The organism is Hymenobacter perfusus (assembly GCF_003944765.1).
Classification (GTDB): Bacteria; Bacteroidota; Bacteroidia; order Cytophagales; family Hymenobacteraceae; genus Hymenobacter; species Hymenobacter perfusus.
The window spans coordinates 539,966-558,067 of sequence record NZ_RWIU01000002.1 but is presented as its reverse complement, the minus strand read 5'-3'; the positions used below and the strand labels follow the sequence as shown (position 1 = coordinate 558,067).

Genomic DNA, 18,102 nt, shown 5'->3' with positions numbered 1-18,102 from the left:
GGTCCTTTTTGCTGGTATCCGACGAGCCTTTGTGGGTTCGTCGAAAAGCTGACAGCCTACTTTGCCAGGGGCAGAATCACGCCGTCGATAACGTGGGTAACGCCGTTGCTGGAAATCACGTCGGCAATCTGCACGGTGGCGGGGGCATCTTTACCGTTGCCAATCATTACCACGCCGTCCTTCACCGATACTTTCAGCTTCTCACCGTTCACGGTGGTCAACTCCTGCCCGTCTTTCAGATCCTGAGCTACCAGGCGGCCCTGGATAACGTGGTAGGTGAGCACACCGGCCAGTTTGTCCTTGCTTTCTGGCTTGAGCAGGCCGGCCAGTGCGCCGTTGGGCAGTTTATCGAAAGCGGCGTTGGTAGGAGCAAAAACGGTGAACGGACCGGGGCCGCTCAGAGTACCGTCGAGGCCGGCGGCCTGCACGGCTTTCACCAGCGTGCTGACGCTGGAAGCCATTACGGCATTCTGCACGATGGTTTTATCGGGGGTCATGGCCACGCCGTCTACCATTACGCCTTCGGTCTTGCCCATGCGGGCGGAGTCCGACATCATAGTGGTAGAGTCAACGGTCGTCGCCATCGACTCGGTGGTAGTGGCCGTTTCAGCCGTTTTGTTGTCGCCGCAGCTGCTGAGGCCGAAGCCTAACGTAGTTACCGAGAACAGGGTCAGCGTAGCGGAGCGCAGATGCTTGTGCATACAGGAAAAATTAGGGTTTGGGGAGAGGAGGAAAAGATGTTTATCCGGCAAGATGCCGATAAGTACGCTTACGAACTCCCTGAGGCGTTGGATGTTTACCACTGCCCCGAATGTTACACCTCAGTGGATGTCGGGGGCAGTCGGGCGCGACCGGCCCCGACTTATTACCTTTGCCCCGGCGGCACCCGCCGCCCGGCCTTTGGCGTACAAGGGCCTGTACCACCCCATCAGCAAGCACATGAAAACTGCCGAAATCCACACCAACAAAGGTGTTATGAAAGTGGAGTTCTACGAACAGGACGCTCCTAAAACCGTGAAGAACTTCACCGACCTCGCTCAGAAGGGCTTCTACGACGGCCTGAAGTTTCACCGCGTCATTCCCAACTTCGTGATTCAGGGCGGCTGCCCTAACTCCCGCGACGGTGCCTCCGGCACGCCCGGCACCGGCGGTCCCGGCTACAAAATCGACTGCGAGCTGAACGGCGAGCATCAATACCACGAGCGCGGCGCCCTGAGCATGGCCCACGCCGGCCGCAACACCGGCGGCAGCCAGTTCTTCATCGTGCACGACCGCCAGAACACGGCCCACCTCGACCGCAACCACACGGTATTCGGCAAAGTGGTAGAAGGCCTCGACATCATCGAGCAGATCAAAGCCAACGACGAGATTCAGAAAATCGTGGTAAGCGAGCAGGCGTAATTGCCCGCTTACTACTAAAAAAGCCCCGCGCACCTTTCGGTACGCGGGGCTTTTTTAGTGGTGCGAACTTTACGATTTGCGTTACTAACTACCGACGGCGGCCGCGCTGGGGCTTCTCATCTTCGTCGTCCTCGTCGTCATCCTCACCGAAGCTGGGCATGGTGAACATGCTGCTGAGCAGGTCCTTGAACTGGGCGCCGGCGGTGAGGCGGTTGCGCGAAATCAGGCTGTACTCGCTCAGGCCGTGGAGCAGAAACTCCATCAGGAAGTAAGTGTGCTCGGGCGTTTCGGAGGGGTGTAGCTCCGTCACGATGTCGCGCAGGCCGGGCACTTGGTCGAGCACGGCGCGGTAGTCTTTCGTGCTGGCATCGTGGAGCAGGTCCACGGTGTGGCCTGAGCCGAACCACTCCTGCACCGTTTTGTAGGGCGAGGGGCGGCCTTTGAGCTTCTTGGCCTTGTCGGGGTCGGGGAAGTAGTTCAGGAACAGCGTGCGGATGGCTTTGCCCATCAGCTTTTCGGCCACGATGCCGGCTCCCTCCTGCTCGCCTTCGTACACTAGCTCCACCTTACCCGTCACGGCCGGAACCGCCGAGATGAAGTCGCCGAGGCGCACGTAGGTAGTGGCTTCGCCGTTGATGAGGGCGCGGCGCTCGGCCCCGGCCACCACCTGCTCGAAAGCCGAGATGGTTAGGCGGGCCGACACGCCCGACTTGGCATCCACGAACTCCGAGGCGCGGGCCTCCACGGCCACCTGCTCCACCAGGTCATGAATCACTTCGTTGGTGGTCACCATCCCGCGCTGCTCGTCCTTGATACGGGCTTCCTGCTTGGTGATGCGCTTGCCGATTTCGATGGATTTCGGGTAGTGCGTGATGATCTGGGCGTCGATGCGGTCCTTGAGGGGCGTCACGATGGAGCCGCGGTTGGTGTAGTCCTCGGGGTTGGCCGTGAACACAAACTGCAGATCCAGCGGCAGCCGCACCTTGAAGCCCCGGATCTGGATGTCGCCTTCCTGCAGAATGTTGAACAGCGACACCTGAATGCGGGCCTGCAAATCGGGCAGTTCGTTAATCACGAAAATGCCCCGGTGCGCCCTTGGAATCAGGCCGAAGTGAATCACCCGCTCATCCGAGTACGGCAGCCGCAACGTGGCCGCTTTGATGGGGTCGGCGTCGCCGATGAGGTCGGCTACGGATACGTCGGGCGTAGCCAGCTTCTCGGTGTAGCGGTCCTGGCGGCCCATCCAGGTCACGGGCGTGTTGTCGCCGTGCTCGGCAATCAGGTTCTTGGCAAACACCGACAGCGGCTGCAGCGGGTCGTCGTTAAGCTCGGAGCCGGCCACTACCGGCACCCATTCATCGAGCAAACCGATGAGCAGGCGCGCAATGCGGGTTTTGGCCTGGCCGCGCAGACCCAGCAGGTTGATGTGGTGGCCGGCCAGAATGGCGCGCTGCAGCTCGGGAATCACGGTTTCCTCGTAGCCGAAGATGCCGGGAAACACGTCCTCTTTGCTTTGGAGTTTCTTGATCAGGTTGTCGCGCAGCTCCTGTTTCACGGAGCGCGGCTGGTAGCCGGATTTTTTCAGGGCGCCGAGCGTGGTGATTTGCTGGAGCTGGTCGGCGGAGAGAGAATCGTAAGAAGGCATGAAGGGAGAATAGGATGTGCGAATGGATTTGATTTGTCATCCTGAGCTTGCGAAGGACCTTATCACGCTAGAACGAAACCATTCGGTCGTCGTGCTGATGTAATAAGGTCCTTCGCAAGCTCAGGATGACAGACGGCAGCGGCCGTTTAGCCGTTACACGTTTTTGCGGCGGTTGCGCTTGTAGTCCTCGAAAATCATGTGGCCGAGGCCTTTGAGCGACGAGTAGTACGCCTTGCCCTGGTTCACCTCCGTGAATTCCTCCACGAAGCGGCGCAGGTACGGGTCGTCGGCAATCATGAAGGTGGTAATGGGCACTTTCAGGCGGCGGGCCGAGGCGGCCAGGTTCAGGGTTTTGTTGACCACTTTGCGGTCGAGCCCGAACGAGTTCTTGTAGTAGCCGCCGGCTTCCTTCAGGCAGGTAGGCTTGCCGTCGGTGATCATGAAGATCTGCTTGTTGGGCGTTTTGCGCTTGCGCAACAGGTCCAGGGCCAGTTCCAGGCCGGCCACGGTGTTAGTGTGGTAGGGGCCCACCTGCAGGTAGGGCAGCTCCTTCACCTCAATCTGCCAGGCGTCGTTGCCAAACACGATGACGTCAAGGAAGTCCTTGGGGTACTTCTGCTTCACCAGCTCGGCTAGGGCCATAGCCACCTTCTTGGCCGGCGTGATGCGGTCCTCGCCGTACAGAATCATCGAGTGCGAGATGTCAATCATGAGCACGGTGCTAGTCTGGCTTTTGTGCTCGTTTTCGCGCACTTCCAGGTCGCCCTCGGTCAGCATAAACTCGTCGCCGTCCATGCCGTGGTTGAGCTGGGCGTTGCGGATGCTCTCGGTCATAGAAATCTGATCGAGCGAGTCGCCGAAGCGGAACTCCCGCATATCGGTGCTCTGCTCGTCACCCTGGCCGATGTGGGGCGTGCGGTGGTTGCCCGGCCCTGATTTCTTAAGCTTGCCGAAGATTTCCTCCAGCGCCGACTTGCGGATTTTCTGCTCGCTCTTGGCCGTGATGGTGAACTCGCCTTTTTTCTGCTCGTCCTCATCGATGTAGCCCTTCTTCTTGAGGTCCTCGATGAAGTCGCCCATGCCGTAGCCATCCTCGGTGAGGCCGTACTGCTTATCCAGCTCATTCAGCCAGGAAAGCGCCTCGCCCACGTCGCCGCTGGTGATGGTGACCAGCTGCATGAATATCTTAAAAAGGGAGTCGAAGCCTTTCTCAGTCGACTCCTCGGGCACGAAATCCCGAAAACGAAAGCCTGCGGACATATAAATTGGGGGAGTGAGCTTTTAGAACAACAGAAGCCGGATTTTAGTTGTCGGTTGCCGGGTGGTAGTTCGCAGGACCGCATAGTATCCTGCGAACTACCACCCGGCAACCGACAACTAAAATCCAATATCCCATGAAAGCCATCTGGAACAACACCGTCATTGCCGAAAGCGACGAAACCGTGGTCGTTGAAAACAACCACTATTTCCCGGCCGATTCCATCAAGCGAGAGTTTTTTGAGGATAGTATCGCGCATACTACCTGCCCTTGGAAAGGCCGGGCCAGCTACTATTCGTTGCGCGTAGAGGGGGAGCTCAATAAAGATGCCGCCTGGTTTTACCCGGAGCCAAAGGAAGCCGCTCAGCAGATTCAGGGCCGCGTAGCGTTCTGGAAAGGCGTACAGGTGGTGGCCTAGTGTCAGGTGGCAGAACAGCCGGAAACAATCCGATACGCAGAGTTTCTCGTTAATTCATTCGCAAGTCAGTATATATCTGACGATTAATAACTTAATCAATATATAATAGAAAAAATACAACTCAATCTAATTACATTGCGTTTACAACGGCCAAACTCTCTCCCGATGAAACTCAGGTTCCGGCGAGTGCCGGGGCTTATGCCGCATCTTCCCTAATTCTCTTTTTCTATGCGTACCGCCTCCTTTTCTCGTCTGCTTCTGGCTACCGGCGTTGCTGCCGCCACGCTGTCGGCCTGCGATTCTACCCGTCAGGTTGCCAGCGAAACGTCTTCGGACACAGTTCCCTCCTCTCCCACGGTGGATGAGAGCGACGTAAGCTTCAACCGCGAAGTAACCCAGGGCGAATACCGTTTTACGGTAAAAACCTTTGGCTCGCAGGAGCCCCGCATCGTGAGCATCCGCTCCTACCGTGGCTCGGCCCAGACCATTGACCCACTGCGCCTGGAAGTAGCCGGTGCCGTGACCAACGTGGCCTCCGGCGACCTGAACGGCAACGGCAAGCCTGAGTTGTACATCATGACCGACAACAAGAAAGCCAACGGCGGCCTGTATGCCTACGAGTTTGCTGAGCGGGGCTACGCGCCAATCAGCTTCCCCGGCACGCCCGCTGGCAACGCCGGTATGGGCTACACCGGCCAGGATATGTACCAGATCAGTGGCAACAAGCTGGTGCGCTCCTTCCCCGTTACCCCCCTCGATTCAACCCAGACTGCCGGCAACCGCACCATAGAGTACACGCTCGATGCAAACGGCAAACTGGTGATGGGTGCCCAGCGCTAGGCTTAGAGCTTAGAGCTTAGAGCTTAGAGCTTAGAGCTTAGAGCTTAGAGCTTAGAGCTTAGAGCTTAGAAGTATATGAAAGAGGCCCCACCGGGTTACGGCGGGGCCTCTTTTTTTCTGTTTGTCCGTTCTTACTCACCAGGCACCAGGCACTAGCAACTAAGTCCTAACACTTACTCGATCCACTTGAACTTGTACTCCAGCTTGGGAACGGACATGCGGTCGGCTACGCGGCGCAGGCGGTTGGGCAGGGCCATGATGTATTCCCGGGCGTTTTCGGCGGCGCCGGTAAGGCCGGTAATCTGGTCGATTTTCCAGTCGGTAATCAGCGTATCGAGAATGTCGGTGTAGTCGTGGCTGGTGTACACGCCCAGGCGCTGGGCCGCATCGGTGAAGTGGCCGAAGGTTTTGCCCATCTCCACGCCCATTTCGCGCATGTAGTGGGCGGGCATGACGATTTTCTTGCGCATCATGTCTTCGAAGGCCAGCATCATTTCCGAGGGGTCAACCTCAAAAATCTTCTCCACGAAGGTCTTATAGACGCGGGCGTGGCGGTTTTCGTCGCCGGCAATCATGCCGCAGATTTTGGAGAGGCCATCATCGCCGACTTTGCGGGCCAGCTGGCCCACCCGGCGGTGCGAGAGGTTGGTAGCCGTTTCCTGGTAGCTGGTGTACACGAAGGCCCGGTACGGATCGTGGGCGGTGCCTAGGTCGAAGCCGTCGGCAATGAGGTACTGGGTGCTCACCTCAAACTCGCGCATGTTCACGCGGCCCGAGAGGTAGAGGTAGCGGTTGAGCAGGTCGCCGTGGCGGTTTTCCTCCGCCGTCCAGCCCCGGATCCACTGGGCCCAGCCGTTGTCGGGGTCCCGGTTGAGGTCATCGAGCTGGTGGAACCACGCCTCGTAGTTGGGCAGGGCTTCTTCGGTAATCGTGTCGCCGATGAGCACGGCCAGTAAGTCGTAGCTCAGCTCCTTGGCCCGCTCACGCAACAGCTTCACCTCGTCAAAAAACGTATCGAGGCGGGAATCGGGCAGGTAGTCGGACGGCTGCCAGCTGGTTTCCACGCTTTTCAGGAAGGTACCGAGGTTTTCTTTCAGGAAGCCTTCCATATGCTGGAGCACTTCCCCACGGGAGGTCATGTTGGCGGTAATCATGGCAATAGGGAAAAGGGAGTACTATCAACCTCAAAGGTATATCTACCCTACTCCATCGGATCCGGAATAAGTCCTTCGTAGATAATAAAATTTTGGCTTTTGCCGGCTATTGCGGGAATTTTACACGAAACTGGTATGCATGCATAGTATTTTTCCGGGTTCGGCGATTTGGTGGCACTCGCTCTAGGCGCGTGACCGGCTGCCCGGGCTGCCGGCGCAGCTGCCAATGCCGGTTGAGCATTGCGGCCCCTTCGGGCGAGAGCAGCCAAACCACATCCGGCCGGGTGCCCAACCGCCGCAGCGCCTCGGTGAAGTCGCGCGAACCGGTGAGGTGCCGGCGGAGTGCGGGCTGCGAGGGGTGTAGGGTTTGCCAGCCCAACAGGGACATAAATTTGCGGTTTTGGGACCCAATTATTCGGAAGGCATAGATCTGGGGCGGATGCCCCTCCGTGAAAGGACTCTGCGACTTATAGGTTTCTTCCCATAGATCGGACACAACTACTCGCGTGCCTTTTAATAATTGAAACAGCTGCTCCCGACGCTGAAAGTTACGTTCCTGCTCCTCGGCCAGCACTTGGCTGCGGTGCCAGGTTTTGTAGCCGTACGGCCCAGCCGTCACCAGCAACGCCACCAGCAGCACAGCCCCCGCCCGGCGGGGTAACGGGTGCAGGCGAAACACAAAAACCAGATTGCTGAGGACCCAGAAATCCAGGAGCGGCAGGGCCAGCCGGGGCGGCAGCTTCAGCACCGTGCCCAGGGCCAGCAGCAGCCCCGCATACCCGAGCTGCCCCAGCCAGAACCAGCGGCTGCCCGGCCGGCGGCCCACCAGGGCCCAGGTAACAGCCAGCAGCAGCAGCAGGGGGAAATAGTCGCGGGGGAGTTGCCGGAGCAAGGTCAGCAGTTTGACCAGGGTCGTTTCCTGCACGAAGTACTCCAGTCGGAACGGTGCGGCGCGGGCAAAAAGCGCTTCGTTCACTAAGGTGGAATCCGCAAACATCCAGTGCTGAACGGCCGCTAACCCCAGGCTATCCGGTGGCGTGAGCGGCTGAGCGGGCGGGGCGGTTAGCTGGAAGTCGTTGAGGTTGGATTTGAGCACATCGAGCCGGCGGAAGGTGGCGGCAGCGGGGCTCCAGGTGAGGTTCAGCCACAAAGCGCCCAGCACAGCCCAGATGGCGGCCCCAACCAATACCGGCAGACTGCGCCGTTGCGCCAGCCACCACGCCCCCGGCACCACAGCCAGCGTGCCCAGCACGGCCGCGCTGGGCCGGATCAGCCAGCTCAGCCCAAAAGCCAGCACGCCCACCGCCAATGCCCATCGGGCGGGGGCGCGCTGGGCGGCAAACAGCACCCCGGCCCCGGCCAGCAGCAGCGGTACCCGCACGTAATTGAACCAGAGGCCGTGTTCCACCCACGCCACGCCCCAGAACAGCACTAGTACCGCCAGTACCAGCCCCCGGCCAGCGTGCGGACGCAGCAGCCTGTACAGCACCGTAAACACCAGCACCGTGGCCGCATACAACAGCCCATACAGCGTAAGGCCATACCAGGCAACCAGCGGCTCGGCGGCGTACAGCCGGCTCCAGAGCCAGGCGAATCCATGGAAATATAGTAGCAGGTCGGTGACCGGGGCGGCAGCCGTTTCGCCGCGCAGCAGGGCCACGATGGTCAGGTCGTCGTTGGTTTCGAAGTAGCAGCCCAGCAGCGCGCCGCCCAGCAACAGGAGCACAAGCGGCAGCAGCACAAGCAGAATACGGCGCGACACAACGGGAGGAATAGCGGGACAAATAAGCAGCAGGTTGCCTGCTGCACGGTGCAGGTTGCGCAAGTTGCGCCATCCGGCGCGTAAACCCACTATTTCCCCGTTTCACTATTTCACTTGATCTTGCCGGGGTGAATCGTACGCTGACCCGCTTGCCCGACTGGACGCTGCTGTGTGTAGTGCTCCTGACCGTGGCCTATTTCCTCCTGACCCACGAAGGCCTCTATGCCCTCGACGACTATTACTATGCCCGCTACGCGCACCAGCTGCTGGCAGGCACATTCCACCTGGCCCCCGACCCCCAGGGCCTGCTGCACGACCCGCTGAAGGAGCGTTACCTCATTTTTGGGCCGGTAGCGGTTTTTTTCGCGCTGTTCGGCGTCAGTATCCTCAGTGCTACGCTGTGGCCGCTGCTGGCTACATTGGGTTGTGCGGGGTTGATCTGGCGGTTGTACCGGCAGCGGGAGCCGGTGGTAGCCAGCGCATCCATGCTGCTGCTGGGCTTGCATTACTTCACCCTCAACCTCACCAACTACCTCTACCCCGACAACATCCTGATGTTCTGGTGCTTGGCCGGAGCCGCCGCGCTGCTGCGGGGCCGGGAGCCGGGCCGCCGGGCCGGCTGGTGGGGCGCAGGGTTTGCCTTGCTGAGCTTCGCAGCATTGCTCAGCAAGGAAACCATTGCTTACTACCTGCCTTTTTACGTGGGCGTACTGGGACTTGATACTGTAAAACGGCAGCACGGCCGGTTCTGGGTAGCGGCTTTAAGTACGGGCGCGCTGCTGCTGGCGGCCTACCTGAGCTTCTACCAATACGTTACCCATGATGCGCTCTATCGCCTTCATTTGATTGAGCATACCAACGAATATCTGAAAGACGGGAATTTCCTCGCCGGCAACCGGGCCGCGCTGCTGGCGCGCGTTACCTGGCAGCCGCTCAGCTTTTTCGTGGGCGCGGGAATGGGGCTGATGCTGGTGCTGGCCGGGGCAGCGGTTGGGCGTTCTTCCGGGCCGACAGGAAACCGCCAGGAAGCGTCGGACCGCCGGTTTTGGCTGGTTTTAGCGGGTATTACGCTGCTGTTATACTGGGTGGGCAGCACCTCGCTGAGCCAGTACAACCCCATCACGCTGCTGCCCCGCATGACTACTCCGCTCCTACCCCCACTGGCCCTGGCCGCCGGTTTCGGGCTGAAACGGCTGGTCGGGCGGGCCGGCGGGCCGGCGGTAGTAGCCGGATTGGCCCTCTTACTGATGGCAGCCTGGCTGCGGAGCGCGCTTTCCGTAGTGTACGCGGGACCGGGGCTGCTGGTACTGGTACTGGGCGTCGGCGGCAACCTGCGCCGCTGGCCGGCCCGGCTGGCACCGGGTACCCCGGCCCTAGCGGCCGGCACCGTGCTGGTACTGGCCCTGACGCTGGCTATCCGGCCGATGTATTTTATGCGGAAGCCATCGGTTTCGGAGCATTTTGCGCAGGACCGGCTGATGCGGACGCACCTCAAGACTCCAGCACGGGGCACGGTGCTGGTGGATGACTACCTGATTGGCAACTACGATTTCACCTACGGCTTCCAGGTGCCCCCCGGCCTACGCTACCGCCGCTACTGGGCCCGCGACTCGGTGCAACTTGCTCCCGGGCAGCACGCCTGGCTGCTGCTCAACCGCGCTACCCTCAGCAACGACGAACTAACCCGCAAACTCATCCGCTATTCCCCTGATTCAGTACTGAGCTGGTACCCCAGGCGCCGGCTGGTGGCCCAGGACGGGCGCGTGGAGCTATACGAGGTGGAATTAAGTGAGAAGTGAGAAGTAGCAACGTCACTCCGGAAACTTCTGTTTGATGGGTCAGAATTATTTCGGTTAGCCTTTCCACTTTGCGGCCTGGCCCAGCAGCCAGTCCAGTGGCTTTACGGCGCGTAGCTCCCGTAGCAGCTGGTACAGCTCCCGGGCCTCGGGGAAGTTGCGGTGGCGTGCGGCCTGACGCAGCTCCCACCGGACCCGGATGGCCAGCGCAGCCCGCTCGGCGGGGGTGCGGCACAGGGCCTGGGCCTTGCGGCAAACCTTGATGGTGGAAAGCAGATACGGGTCGTGGGGGCGGTAGCCTTTGCTCGACATTGACTGCGGGTGCAGCCGTTTTTGAGTGGTTACGGTATCGAGGAAGTAGAAGTCCCAGTCGCGGCTGGCGCGCACCCAGAAGTCGAAATCTTCATAGGCCAGGGTTTCATCGTAGCCGCCGAGCTGCGCGAGGGTGGACCGGCGCATCAGCATAGTGGGCGTGCTGATAAAGTAGCGGGCCAGCACCTCAGCAAATACCGCCCCACTGGCCGGCCGGGGGTGCAACTGGCCTTGCGCATCGCGGCGAAAATGACGGCGCACGAACCGGCCCGCCTCGTCAATCAGCTCCGCATCTGAATACACCATGCCGCAGCGGGGGCCGGCGGCGGCAAACGCCGATACTTGCTGCTGTACCCGCTCGGGCAGCAGAACGTCATCGGTAGCGAAATCAATGATAAACTCGCCCCGGGCCTCCCGTAGTGCCGAGTTGAAGGCGCGGCAGTTGCCCACGTTTGCAGGAAGCAGACGCAGGTGCCAGCCGGGGTGGGCGGCCGCGTAGCGGCGCAGGATATCGGCACTGCCATCGGTGCTGGCATCGTCTACCAGGAACACCTCCAGGTGCGGGTAAGTCTGGGCCAGAATGGAGTCGAGGGCGGTTTCCAGAAACCGGGCGTGGTTGTAGCACAAAGCCACAATGGTAACGAGGGGCTGGGAAGCGGTAGGCATGCGGCAGCAAGATACGAAAGGCCCTTCCCTGGGTGTGCTGGCGGGCCTGGGGCCGGCTGATACGGCCAGCCTCTCACCGGATTTCCCGTCGAAAGAACCACAGACACCACCCTAGCAGCAGCCCGTAGCGGGCGGCCTGGGCCAGCGGGGCGCCCAGCAGCCCGTAGCGCGGTAGTAACACCGCCAGCAAGCCGGCCAGCACCACCGCCGACGCAGCCTGCACGGCCACGTAGCGCCCCACCCGCGCCTGCGACGTCAGTAGAAACAGCAACGTCCAGGTCAGAAATTTAGCCCAGTCGGCCAGTAGCTGGGGGCCCAGCAGGAAGTCGGCGGCGGCAAAGCGGGGCTCGAACAGCAGCGGCAGCAGCCAGCCGCGCAGCAGCCACAGCAGCCCCAGGGCCAGGGCCAGCCCCGGGGCCAGCAGCAGCAGCACCGTACGCACAAACTGGCCGCGCGCGGCGGGGCGGGTATTCAGAGCAGCCAGGCGCGGGTAATACACGCTGCTCATTACCGCCGAAAACACCATGGTATAGTTGTCGGAGAGCTTGGCCACGGCCTGCCATAAATCGGTGGCGGCCAGCCCAAACTGCCGGATCAGCAATTCGCGCAGACTGAAATCCACTACTTTGGAAAACAGCAGCACACTCAGGGCCATCAGCAGAAATCGGCCTAGTCCGCGCAGAGCCGGGCGGCTGATGCGGCCGCGCAGTCGGGGCAGTAGTCCGGACCGGGCTGCTACCCACGTGGCCGGCCCCAGGGTGAGGCCCTGCGCCCCCAGGTAGGCCAGCAGCGCATACGGTACCGGGCCACCGGCTCCCAGCACGGCTGCCACGGCCAACGGCCCCAAAGCACTCAGCAGCACCGTCAGGCCCACGTAGGCTCCCAGCCGGCCGGCCGCCAGCAGCACCGTCACCACAAACGCGTGCCCGATGAGCAGCAACAGCCCCAGCCCGAACAGCAGGCTCCAGCCCGGCCCCATCTGAAATACGCCTACCAGCGGGCCGGGCACCAGCAGCACCAGCGCCACGCTCAGGGCCAGCGCCAGCGCGTTCAGCAGCAGCCCCGCCCCCAGCCACGCCCGGTAGCGGCCCGAACCGGCCCGCAGCGGGGCCAGGTATTTGACCACTCCCACATGCACCCCATCATTGGGCAGCGTGGTGAACAGGGCCATCAGGTTCTGAAAATGCGCCAGTAGCGTAAGTCCGCCCGGGCCGCCGTACACGGCCAGCAGCTTGTTGAGCAGCAACGCCCCCGCCGTACGCGCCGCCACGGCTACCGCAGAACCCAGGGAGCCACGCAGAAACCGGCCTAGTACGGCGGCGCGGGGTTCGGGCTGGGAATCGGGCAGGGTCATAAAGCGAGGGTAAGCAGTCAGCGGCCGGCCGGGAGTTACCTGATCGGCAGAATATCTTTTGAGTTACGACTTCCAGGTACTACAACGGGTACCGGGGTGGCCGGTGGCGTTCAACCACGAGCCTGGAATACACGGCTCCGCATTGCCCGCAGAGCGGCTACAACGCCTTTTCAAACGTCAGCTTGAGGCTGGGCACACCGCCCAAGTGGCGCTTAAACCGCAGCAATGAATGGTTCAGGCCCTCCGGCAGCGTGGAGGTGCCCAAATCGAGCAGACGCATCCCGCTGGCCCGGCCAAACGCATGCAGCCCGGCATTCAGCAAAACCACCGGGCTCAAAGAGTTATAGGCCAACGGACTGGCCGGGTAGAAGTTATACAGCACATCGGCCCGCACCTGAATGGCAATGGTCAGGGCTGCCCATTCCCCCGCCGCGTCACGCACCGAGAACAGGAACACCTGGCGCGGCAACGCCCGAAAGAGCAGCTGGAGCTGCTCCAGCGTCATCGACAGCTCCTGGCCCTTCTCCTCGCGGCAGCGGCGCAGAAACTCGTACGCCAGCGGCAGCAGCAGCGGCGGCTCCTGCTCGAAGCGCAACCCGTGCCGCTCGCATTTCAGCAGCCGCCGCCGCTCCGAAGGATGCAGCCGGGCGGTATACTCCTGATCCAGGGGCAGATGGTTGTTGAGCTCTGCCAGCGGCACCTGATAGCCAAGCCGGGTAAGCACTTCGGTCAGGCGGGCACTGGCCGCCGGCTCGTAGACAAAGGCGGGAGCCCGCACCGTAAACCGCCGTATTCCCCGACCTCGCAACTCGGCTTCAGCTACCCGCAGAAACTCCGTCAGCACCGCTTTGGATAGCTCCGGGGCCATTTGTACGCCGCCGAAAGGTGCCTGCCAGGGACTGCGGGCGGTAGTAGCATCCGCACTCAGAAACACCGTCAGCTGCGCAACCGTACGCCCCGATTCGGCCTCTTCCAAAAAGAAGTGCAGCCGCTCGCCGGGGCCGTATTGCAGAGCCAGATGCGCGGGGGTAAGGTAGAGCGAGGGCGCGTACGCCAGGGGCAACACCGCGGCCGGGGCCGGGCCCGTCAGCAGCCGCACGCCGTACCGGGCCTCGAAAGCAGGTAGGGGCAGCACAGCAGCAGAAACGGGGACTAAGGGTAGCAAAGGCAGAGTAAAAACGGCCGGCGAAAGTACGAGTATTTCCCGCCCTATTCAGTACGCGCCGCTACCGGCACAGCGTGGCAGGCAGCCTTATTTGCCGGACAGTACCCAGCTTTTTCGGCGAAATCCCGTAAACTGCTTCATTCCGTTGCCTCCTGCCTTTTGCATGTCGACCCCACCGCCTGCCATTCCCCTCCCGCCGCCGCCAACCGCTGCGCCGCTTCCCAACGAAGAAGATGACCACCTGCACACCCGCGCCGTAGCCGACCGGGACGCCACGCGTCAGGCCCGCGAGCAAATGGTGGGCCAGCGCCCCGGCACGCTCATCGTGCGGGAAGATGCCCTGCCGCCACGTCTGTTCCTGATTTCTTACGACGAGAATTTTTACAAGGAGCACGAATTCCACCAGTACGACGAGTTGCTGGCCTACTTCCAAAAGCACCCCGAGCAGAAGCACTGGATTGACGTGCGCGGCTACGACGACCTGCCCCTGATGCAGCGCATTCAGGAGGACTTCCGGATTCACCCGTTGCAGATGGAGGACGTGCTGGGCGACTACCAGCGGGCCAAGGTGGAGGAAACCGAAGACGGCCTGTTTCTGGTGTCGCGCATGACGGAATTCACGCGCCTGCTGGACATCGACGACGACCAGCTAAGCATCTTCACCGGCTCCAACTACGTGCTCACCTTTCAGGATGACTACGACGACTGCCTGGAAGCCGTGCGCCTGCGCCTGCGCACGGGCCGCAGCAACATCCGCCGCCGCACGCCGCTGTACCTGGCCTACGCCCTCACCGATGTGGTGCTCGACCACTACTACCCCACCATGGCCGCCATCGGCGACTACCTGGAAACCCTAGAGGAGCGCATTTTCCAGGGCCGCCCCGACCGGCGGGTGCTCAACCGCATCCTGCACATCAAGAAGGATATTGTGCGCTTTCGGCGGTTGGTATACCCCGAGCGGGAGAAGATTGCGGAACTCCTGCGCATGCCCGATGAAACGGTGCCCGAGGAAATCAAGGTGTTCTTCAAGGACTGCTACGACCACGCCATTCAGGCCCTGGACCTGGCTGAGAGCTACCGCGAAACCGTGAGCAGCCTGGTGGAGCTGTACATGTCGGACCAGAGCAACCGCGCCAATGAGGTGATGAAGGTGCTGACCATTATCAGCAGTATTTTCATTCCGCTAAGCTTCGTGGTGGGCCTCTACGGCATGAACTTCCAGCGCGAAGCCCCCGACGGCCGCATCAACTACCTCAACATGCCGGAACTGTACAGCCCCTGGGGCTACCCGGTGCTGCTGGGGCTGCTGCTGCTCATCGTCATCGGCCAGCTCACCTATTTCTACCGCAAGGGCTGGCTGACGAATAGGTGAAGTGGTGATTTAGTGAGTAAGTGTCATTGCGAGGCGGAGCCGAAGCAATCTGTCCTTTTCAGTGCGCAAAGCCTAGTCATACAGAAAGGCCCCTGACATCCGGACTGGCGTCAGGGGCTTTGGAATAGGTCAGCGTTAGGAGCTTTGTGAAGGACGGATTGCTTCGGCTCCGCCTCGCAATGACACTCACAAACTCACAATTTGACATCCGTGCGGCGGAGTTCGGAGCCGACGACGCGGAACAGGTGGTAGAGGCCGGTAGCGGGGTCATAGGAAAGGGATACCTGCGCCACGGTACTGCTAAAGGGCTGACCGCCGATAAGACGGGCGCGGGAATCGTAGAGGTAGGCCTTACCGGGGCCGGTTTCCGTGACGGCGTATACCTGCCGGCCGGGCCCGAAGTTGAAGTACTGCACGGCGCGGGGCGCGGTGGTCACGAACGTCTGGCTGAGCAGCTGGCGGCTATTAGCATCGAATAGGGTGAACCGGTTACCGTCCTCCCGGGCCACCACGAAGCTGCGCTGCTGCTGATCGGGGATGAGGCGGAAGCGGCTGGTGCGGCTCCAGGTGGCCACCCGGCGGCGGCTTACCACGTCGCCGCTCAAGTTGAAGCTCACCAGCTCGCCGTGCTGGGTGACTACCGTCACGCGGGTGCGGCTCAGGGTCGGGCCGGTTTCGGCTAGGCCGCTGCCTGCCAGCCGCGCCCCCACGCTGATGGGGAAGCCCGGATACGGATTACCGGCCTGATCAAGGGCATACACGTAGCCGTTTTCCAGCAGCACCACCACTACGTCGCGGCCGTCCACGGTGAGGTACTGGGGCGGGCCGGCCAGTCGGAACTCCAGCTGCTTGGGCTGCCACCCCGGGAAGGTGCGGCCCTGCGTATCGTACAGGAAAAGATTACCGCTGGCCCCGGCCACCAGCAGCCGACGGGCAGCACTGCCTCCCGCTGGCGAAACGCTCAGGGAAGTAGCCCGCACTGTATCGGGCAGGTTGAGCGGGAAGTTGGGCTGCACCTGACCCCGGCTGTTAAACTGAAATAGTTGCCCCGGCGTAGCCAACAGAAAACCAGTAGCCCCCGGCAGCCGGTACGTAGGCCCCACCAGCGGCCCCGGCAACGAATCGGACCAGGCCACCACGTTGTCGGGGGTGATGTAGTGCAGTACGTGGGCAGTATCCTGCACCAGCACGCCGGGCAGCTTGGCCCCGCTCACCAGCACTATTTCGGGCGAGCTGCTCAGCGGTATTTTAAAAGCCAGCACGCTGCCCGTGCCGTTCTGGTTCTGGGGGCGCGCCTCGGCGGGGCCCACAATGGGGTGCCGCAGTACAAACTGGGTGAAATACTGCGCGCCCGCTTCCTGCTCGTTGGCGGCGGGCACCCACTGCATACTCACCTGCGGAAAGCGCTTAAACAGTGTTTCGTTGCGCAGCAGGCCCGCCCGCCGCTCCTCCTGCAAGCCCCGCAGCAGCAGGTTCCAGCAGTTGCGCGTGTCCAGCAGCACCCGTAGCCGGGCCAGCGGCTGGGCCTCCTGCAAGAACGCCACCTGCGTGGGTGAGCGGCTCCAGACCTCCCCGGCCGTCACATCGGTCAGCCACTGAAACAGGGCCGTCTCATCATCGGCAAAGGCCACGTAGTTGCCCACCTGCGCCACCAGCGGCCGGGCAAACCCTCGGAAGGCCGGCCCCAGCAGCAGCTGCGGCAGCTCGGCCACGCCGGTCTGGTAAATCTGGTAGGGGCCCACCCGCGTGAAGCCCGGACTGGCCCCGGCGGCCCGGCGCAGCTGGCCCAGCAGGCTGCTCACTTTGCCGGGGTTGGGCGTGTATGCCAGCGCCAGCTTGCCCGGCCTAGCCCGGGCCGAAGGCGTGCTCAGGTAGCACAACGCTACTTCCTGGCTGAGTTGAGCCGTGAGGCTGTCGAGTAGCGGGCCGGTGACGGCCGCCAAGGAATCGGGGGCCGGGGGCCGGGGGCCGCGCAAAACTGCTACCGGCCCCAGCCCGATGTGCACCACCAGCGCGGCCCGCAGCGGCAGCACCTCGGCCATGCGCAGACGCTGCGCGGGCTGGCCCACCAGGCGCTGGTGCAGACCGTCGCGGGCCGTTTCGGGGTTGGCGAAGCCGTTGAAGATGACCTTGTTGCCGGCCAGCTTCATTTCCGTCATTTCGTTTCGGGCCAGACTGGCTACGGCGGCAATTTCGGGGGTCAGTTCCTGCCGAAAAAACACGCCCAGCAGCTGCGGCAGCCGCCGCTGGTTGAGCAGCAGGGTGGCATCCACGTCGCGCAGCTGGAAGTAATCGGTGCTCTGAAACTCGGCCGCCACAGTGGGGGCTTCGGGGTGCTGCAGGCGGCGGACCACGGCTTCCACCAGGGCCGGACTGGCGCTCAGCAGCAGGTGGTTGCGGTAGTTGAGCAGCGTGATGCCGTCCGGGCTGCCTTGGCTGCGCACCTCCGTAAGCTGCTGGTCCTCATAGGTACGGTGAGTTACCTGAAACCGCGGGTCGCGGCCCAGGCCTTCGAGCAGCCCCCGGATCTGGCGGTACTCGCGCACGCTCCCGATGGGCACCTGAAACAGCACATCAAAACGGCCTGGCCCCGTGACGTGCAGGGAGGTAAACACCCGCTTCCGGCCCAGAAACTTCAGCACCACGCTCCGGCCGCCGGTAAGGCTGTCGGCCAGGGTCAGCTGGTTTTCTACCTGCTGAAAGTAGCGCACGGCCTTGAGGTTGTCCCAGAGCTGGGTTTCCTTGAGGTGGCGCACCAGCGTGGGATGGTCGCGGGTGACGGCCACCAGCACGGCATCGTCGGGCACCAGGGCCCAGGGGTCCACGGGTACGCGGGCCACGGTGCGGCGGTAGTACACGTAGGAGCCCAACGCCGTGAACAGTAGCAGAGCCGTTAAAAAAACCAGTAGTCGGTTCGACATGCGGGAAACCCGGGAGGTGGGGAACGGCAAAAATAGGC

14 protein-coding genes are annotated in these 18,102 nt (G+C 62.1%); 5 read left to right on the top strand and 9 right to left on the bottom strand.

Features of this window, described 5'->3' with window-relative positions; translation table 11 throughout:
- Positions 1-56: 56 nt before the first annotated feature.
- Complete coding sequence (locus tag EI293_RS08490) at positions 57-701, bottom strand: fasciclin domain-containing protein (RefSeq protein ID WP_125436700.1); 645 nt, start codon at positions 699-701, stop codon at positions 57-59.
- Between the two features lie 238 nt (positions 702-939).
- Here EI293_RS08490 and EI293_RS08485 point away from each other — a divergent pair, with 238 nt between their 5' ends.
- Positions 940-1,401 (top strand): peptidylprolyl isomerase, encoded by a 462-nt coding sequence (locus EI293_RS08485; protein ID WP_125437149.1) that lies wholly within the window; start codon positions 940-942, stop codon positions 1,399-1,401.
- A gap of 88 nt (positions 1,402-1,489) precedes the next feature.
- Here EI293_RS08485 and EI293_RS08480 read toward each other — a convergent pair whose 3' ends face one another.
- Together EI293_RS08480 and EI293_RS08475 are read right to left on the bottom strand one after the other, a co-directional pair.
- Entirely contained in the window at positions 1,490-3,046 is a 1,557-nt protein-coding gene (locus tag EI293_RS08480; protein WP_125436699.1) for a sigma 54-interacting transcriptional regulator, read from the bottom strand.
- Positions 3,047-3,199: 153 nt separating this feature from the next.
- Positions 3,200-4,306, bottom strand: coding sequence for a vWA domain-containing protein (locus EI293_RS08475; protein ID WP_125436698.1), 1,107 nt, complete (start codon positions 4,304-4,306; stop codon positions 3,200-3,202).
- A gap of 134 nt (positions 4,307-4,440) precedes the next feature.
- Between EI293_RS08475 and EI293_RS08470 the strand changes: the two genes are divergently transcribed.
- Positions 4,441-4,722, top strand: coding sequence for a DUF427 domain-containing protein (locus tag EI293_RS08470; protein ID WP_125436697.1), 282 nt, complete (start codon positions 4,441-4,443; stop codon positions 4,720-4,722).
- Between the two features lie 228 nt (positions 4,723-4,950).
- Complete coding sequence (locus tag EI293_RS08465) at positions 4,951-5,562, top strand: hypothetical protein (protein WP_125436696.1); 612 nt, start codon at positions 4,951-4,953, stop codon at positions 5,560-5,562.
- A gap of 173 nt (positions 5,563-5,735) precedes the next feature.
- Here EI293_RS08465 and EI293_RS08460 read toward each other — a convergent pair whose 3' ends face one another.
- Positions 5,736-6,716 (bottom strand): acyl-ACP desaturase, encoded by a 981-nt coding sequence (locus tag EI293_RS08460; RefSeq protein ID WP_125436695.1) that lies wholly within the window; start codon positions 6,714-6,716, stop codon positions 5,736-5,738.
- 106 nt (positions 6,717-6,822) lie between these two features.
- A complete protein-coding gene (locus EI293_RS08455) occupies positions 6,823-8,478 on the bottom strand; it encodes a hypothetical protein (RefSeq protein ID WP_125436694.1) in 1,656 nt (551 codons plus the stop codon).
- A gap of 128 nt (positions 8,479-8,606) precedes the next feature.
- Here EI293_RS08455 and EI293_RS08450 point away from each other — a divergent pair, with 128 nt between their 5' ends.
- Positions 8,607-10,277: an ArnT family glycosyltransferase gene (locus EI293_RS08450; RefSeq protein WP_170170311.1), complete on the top strand. Its 1,671-nt coding sequence runs from the start codon at positions 8,607-8,609 to the stop codon at positions 10,275-10,277.
- Positions 10,278-10,331: 54 nt separating this feature from the next.
- Here EI293_RS08450 and EI293_RS08445 read toward each other — a convergent pair whose 3' ends face one another.
- The 3 genes from EI293_RS08445 to EI293_RS08435 form a co-directional block, all read right to left on the bottom strand.
- Positions 10,332-11,252: a glycosyltransferase gene (locus tag EI293_RS08445; RefSeq protein ID WP_125436692.1), complete on the bottom strand. Its 921-nt coding sequence runs from the start codon at positions 11,250-11,252 to the stop codon at positions 10,332-10,334.
- A gap of 73 nt (positions 11,253-11,325) precedes the next feature.
- Positions 11,326-12,606, bottom strand: a complete 1,281-nt coding sequence (locus EI293_RS22075; protein ID WP_170170310.1) for an MATE family efflux transporter — start codon at positions 12,604-12,606, stop codon at positions 11,326-11,328.
- Between the two features lie 157 nt (positions 12,607-12,763).
- A complete protein-coding gene (locus EI293_RS08435; protein WP_125436691.1) occupies positions 12,764-13,741 on the bottom strand; it encodes a hypothetical protein in 978 nt (325 codons plus the stop codon).
- A gap of 193 nt (positions 13,742-13,934) precedes the next feature.
- Between EI293_RS08435 and corA the strand changes: the two genes are divergently transcribed.
- The gene (corA, locus tag EI293_RS08430) at positions 13,935-15,143 is read left to right on the top strand and encodes a magnesium/cobalt transporter CorA (protein ID WP_125436690.1); all 1,209 of its coding nucleotides are present in this window, start codon (positions 13,935-13,937) and stop codon (positions 15,141-15,143) included.
- 194 nt (positions 15,144-15,337) lie between these two features.
- On the opposite strand, the gene EI293_RS08425 is transcribed toward corA, so the two are convergent.
- Positions 15,338-18,064 (bottom strand): hypothetical protein, encoded by a 2,727-nt coding sequence (locus EI293_RS08425; protein WP_125436689.1) that lies wholly within the window; start codon positions 18,062-18,064, stop codon positions 15,338-15,340.
- Positions 18,065-18,102 lie beyond the last annotated feature (38 nt).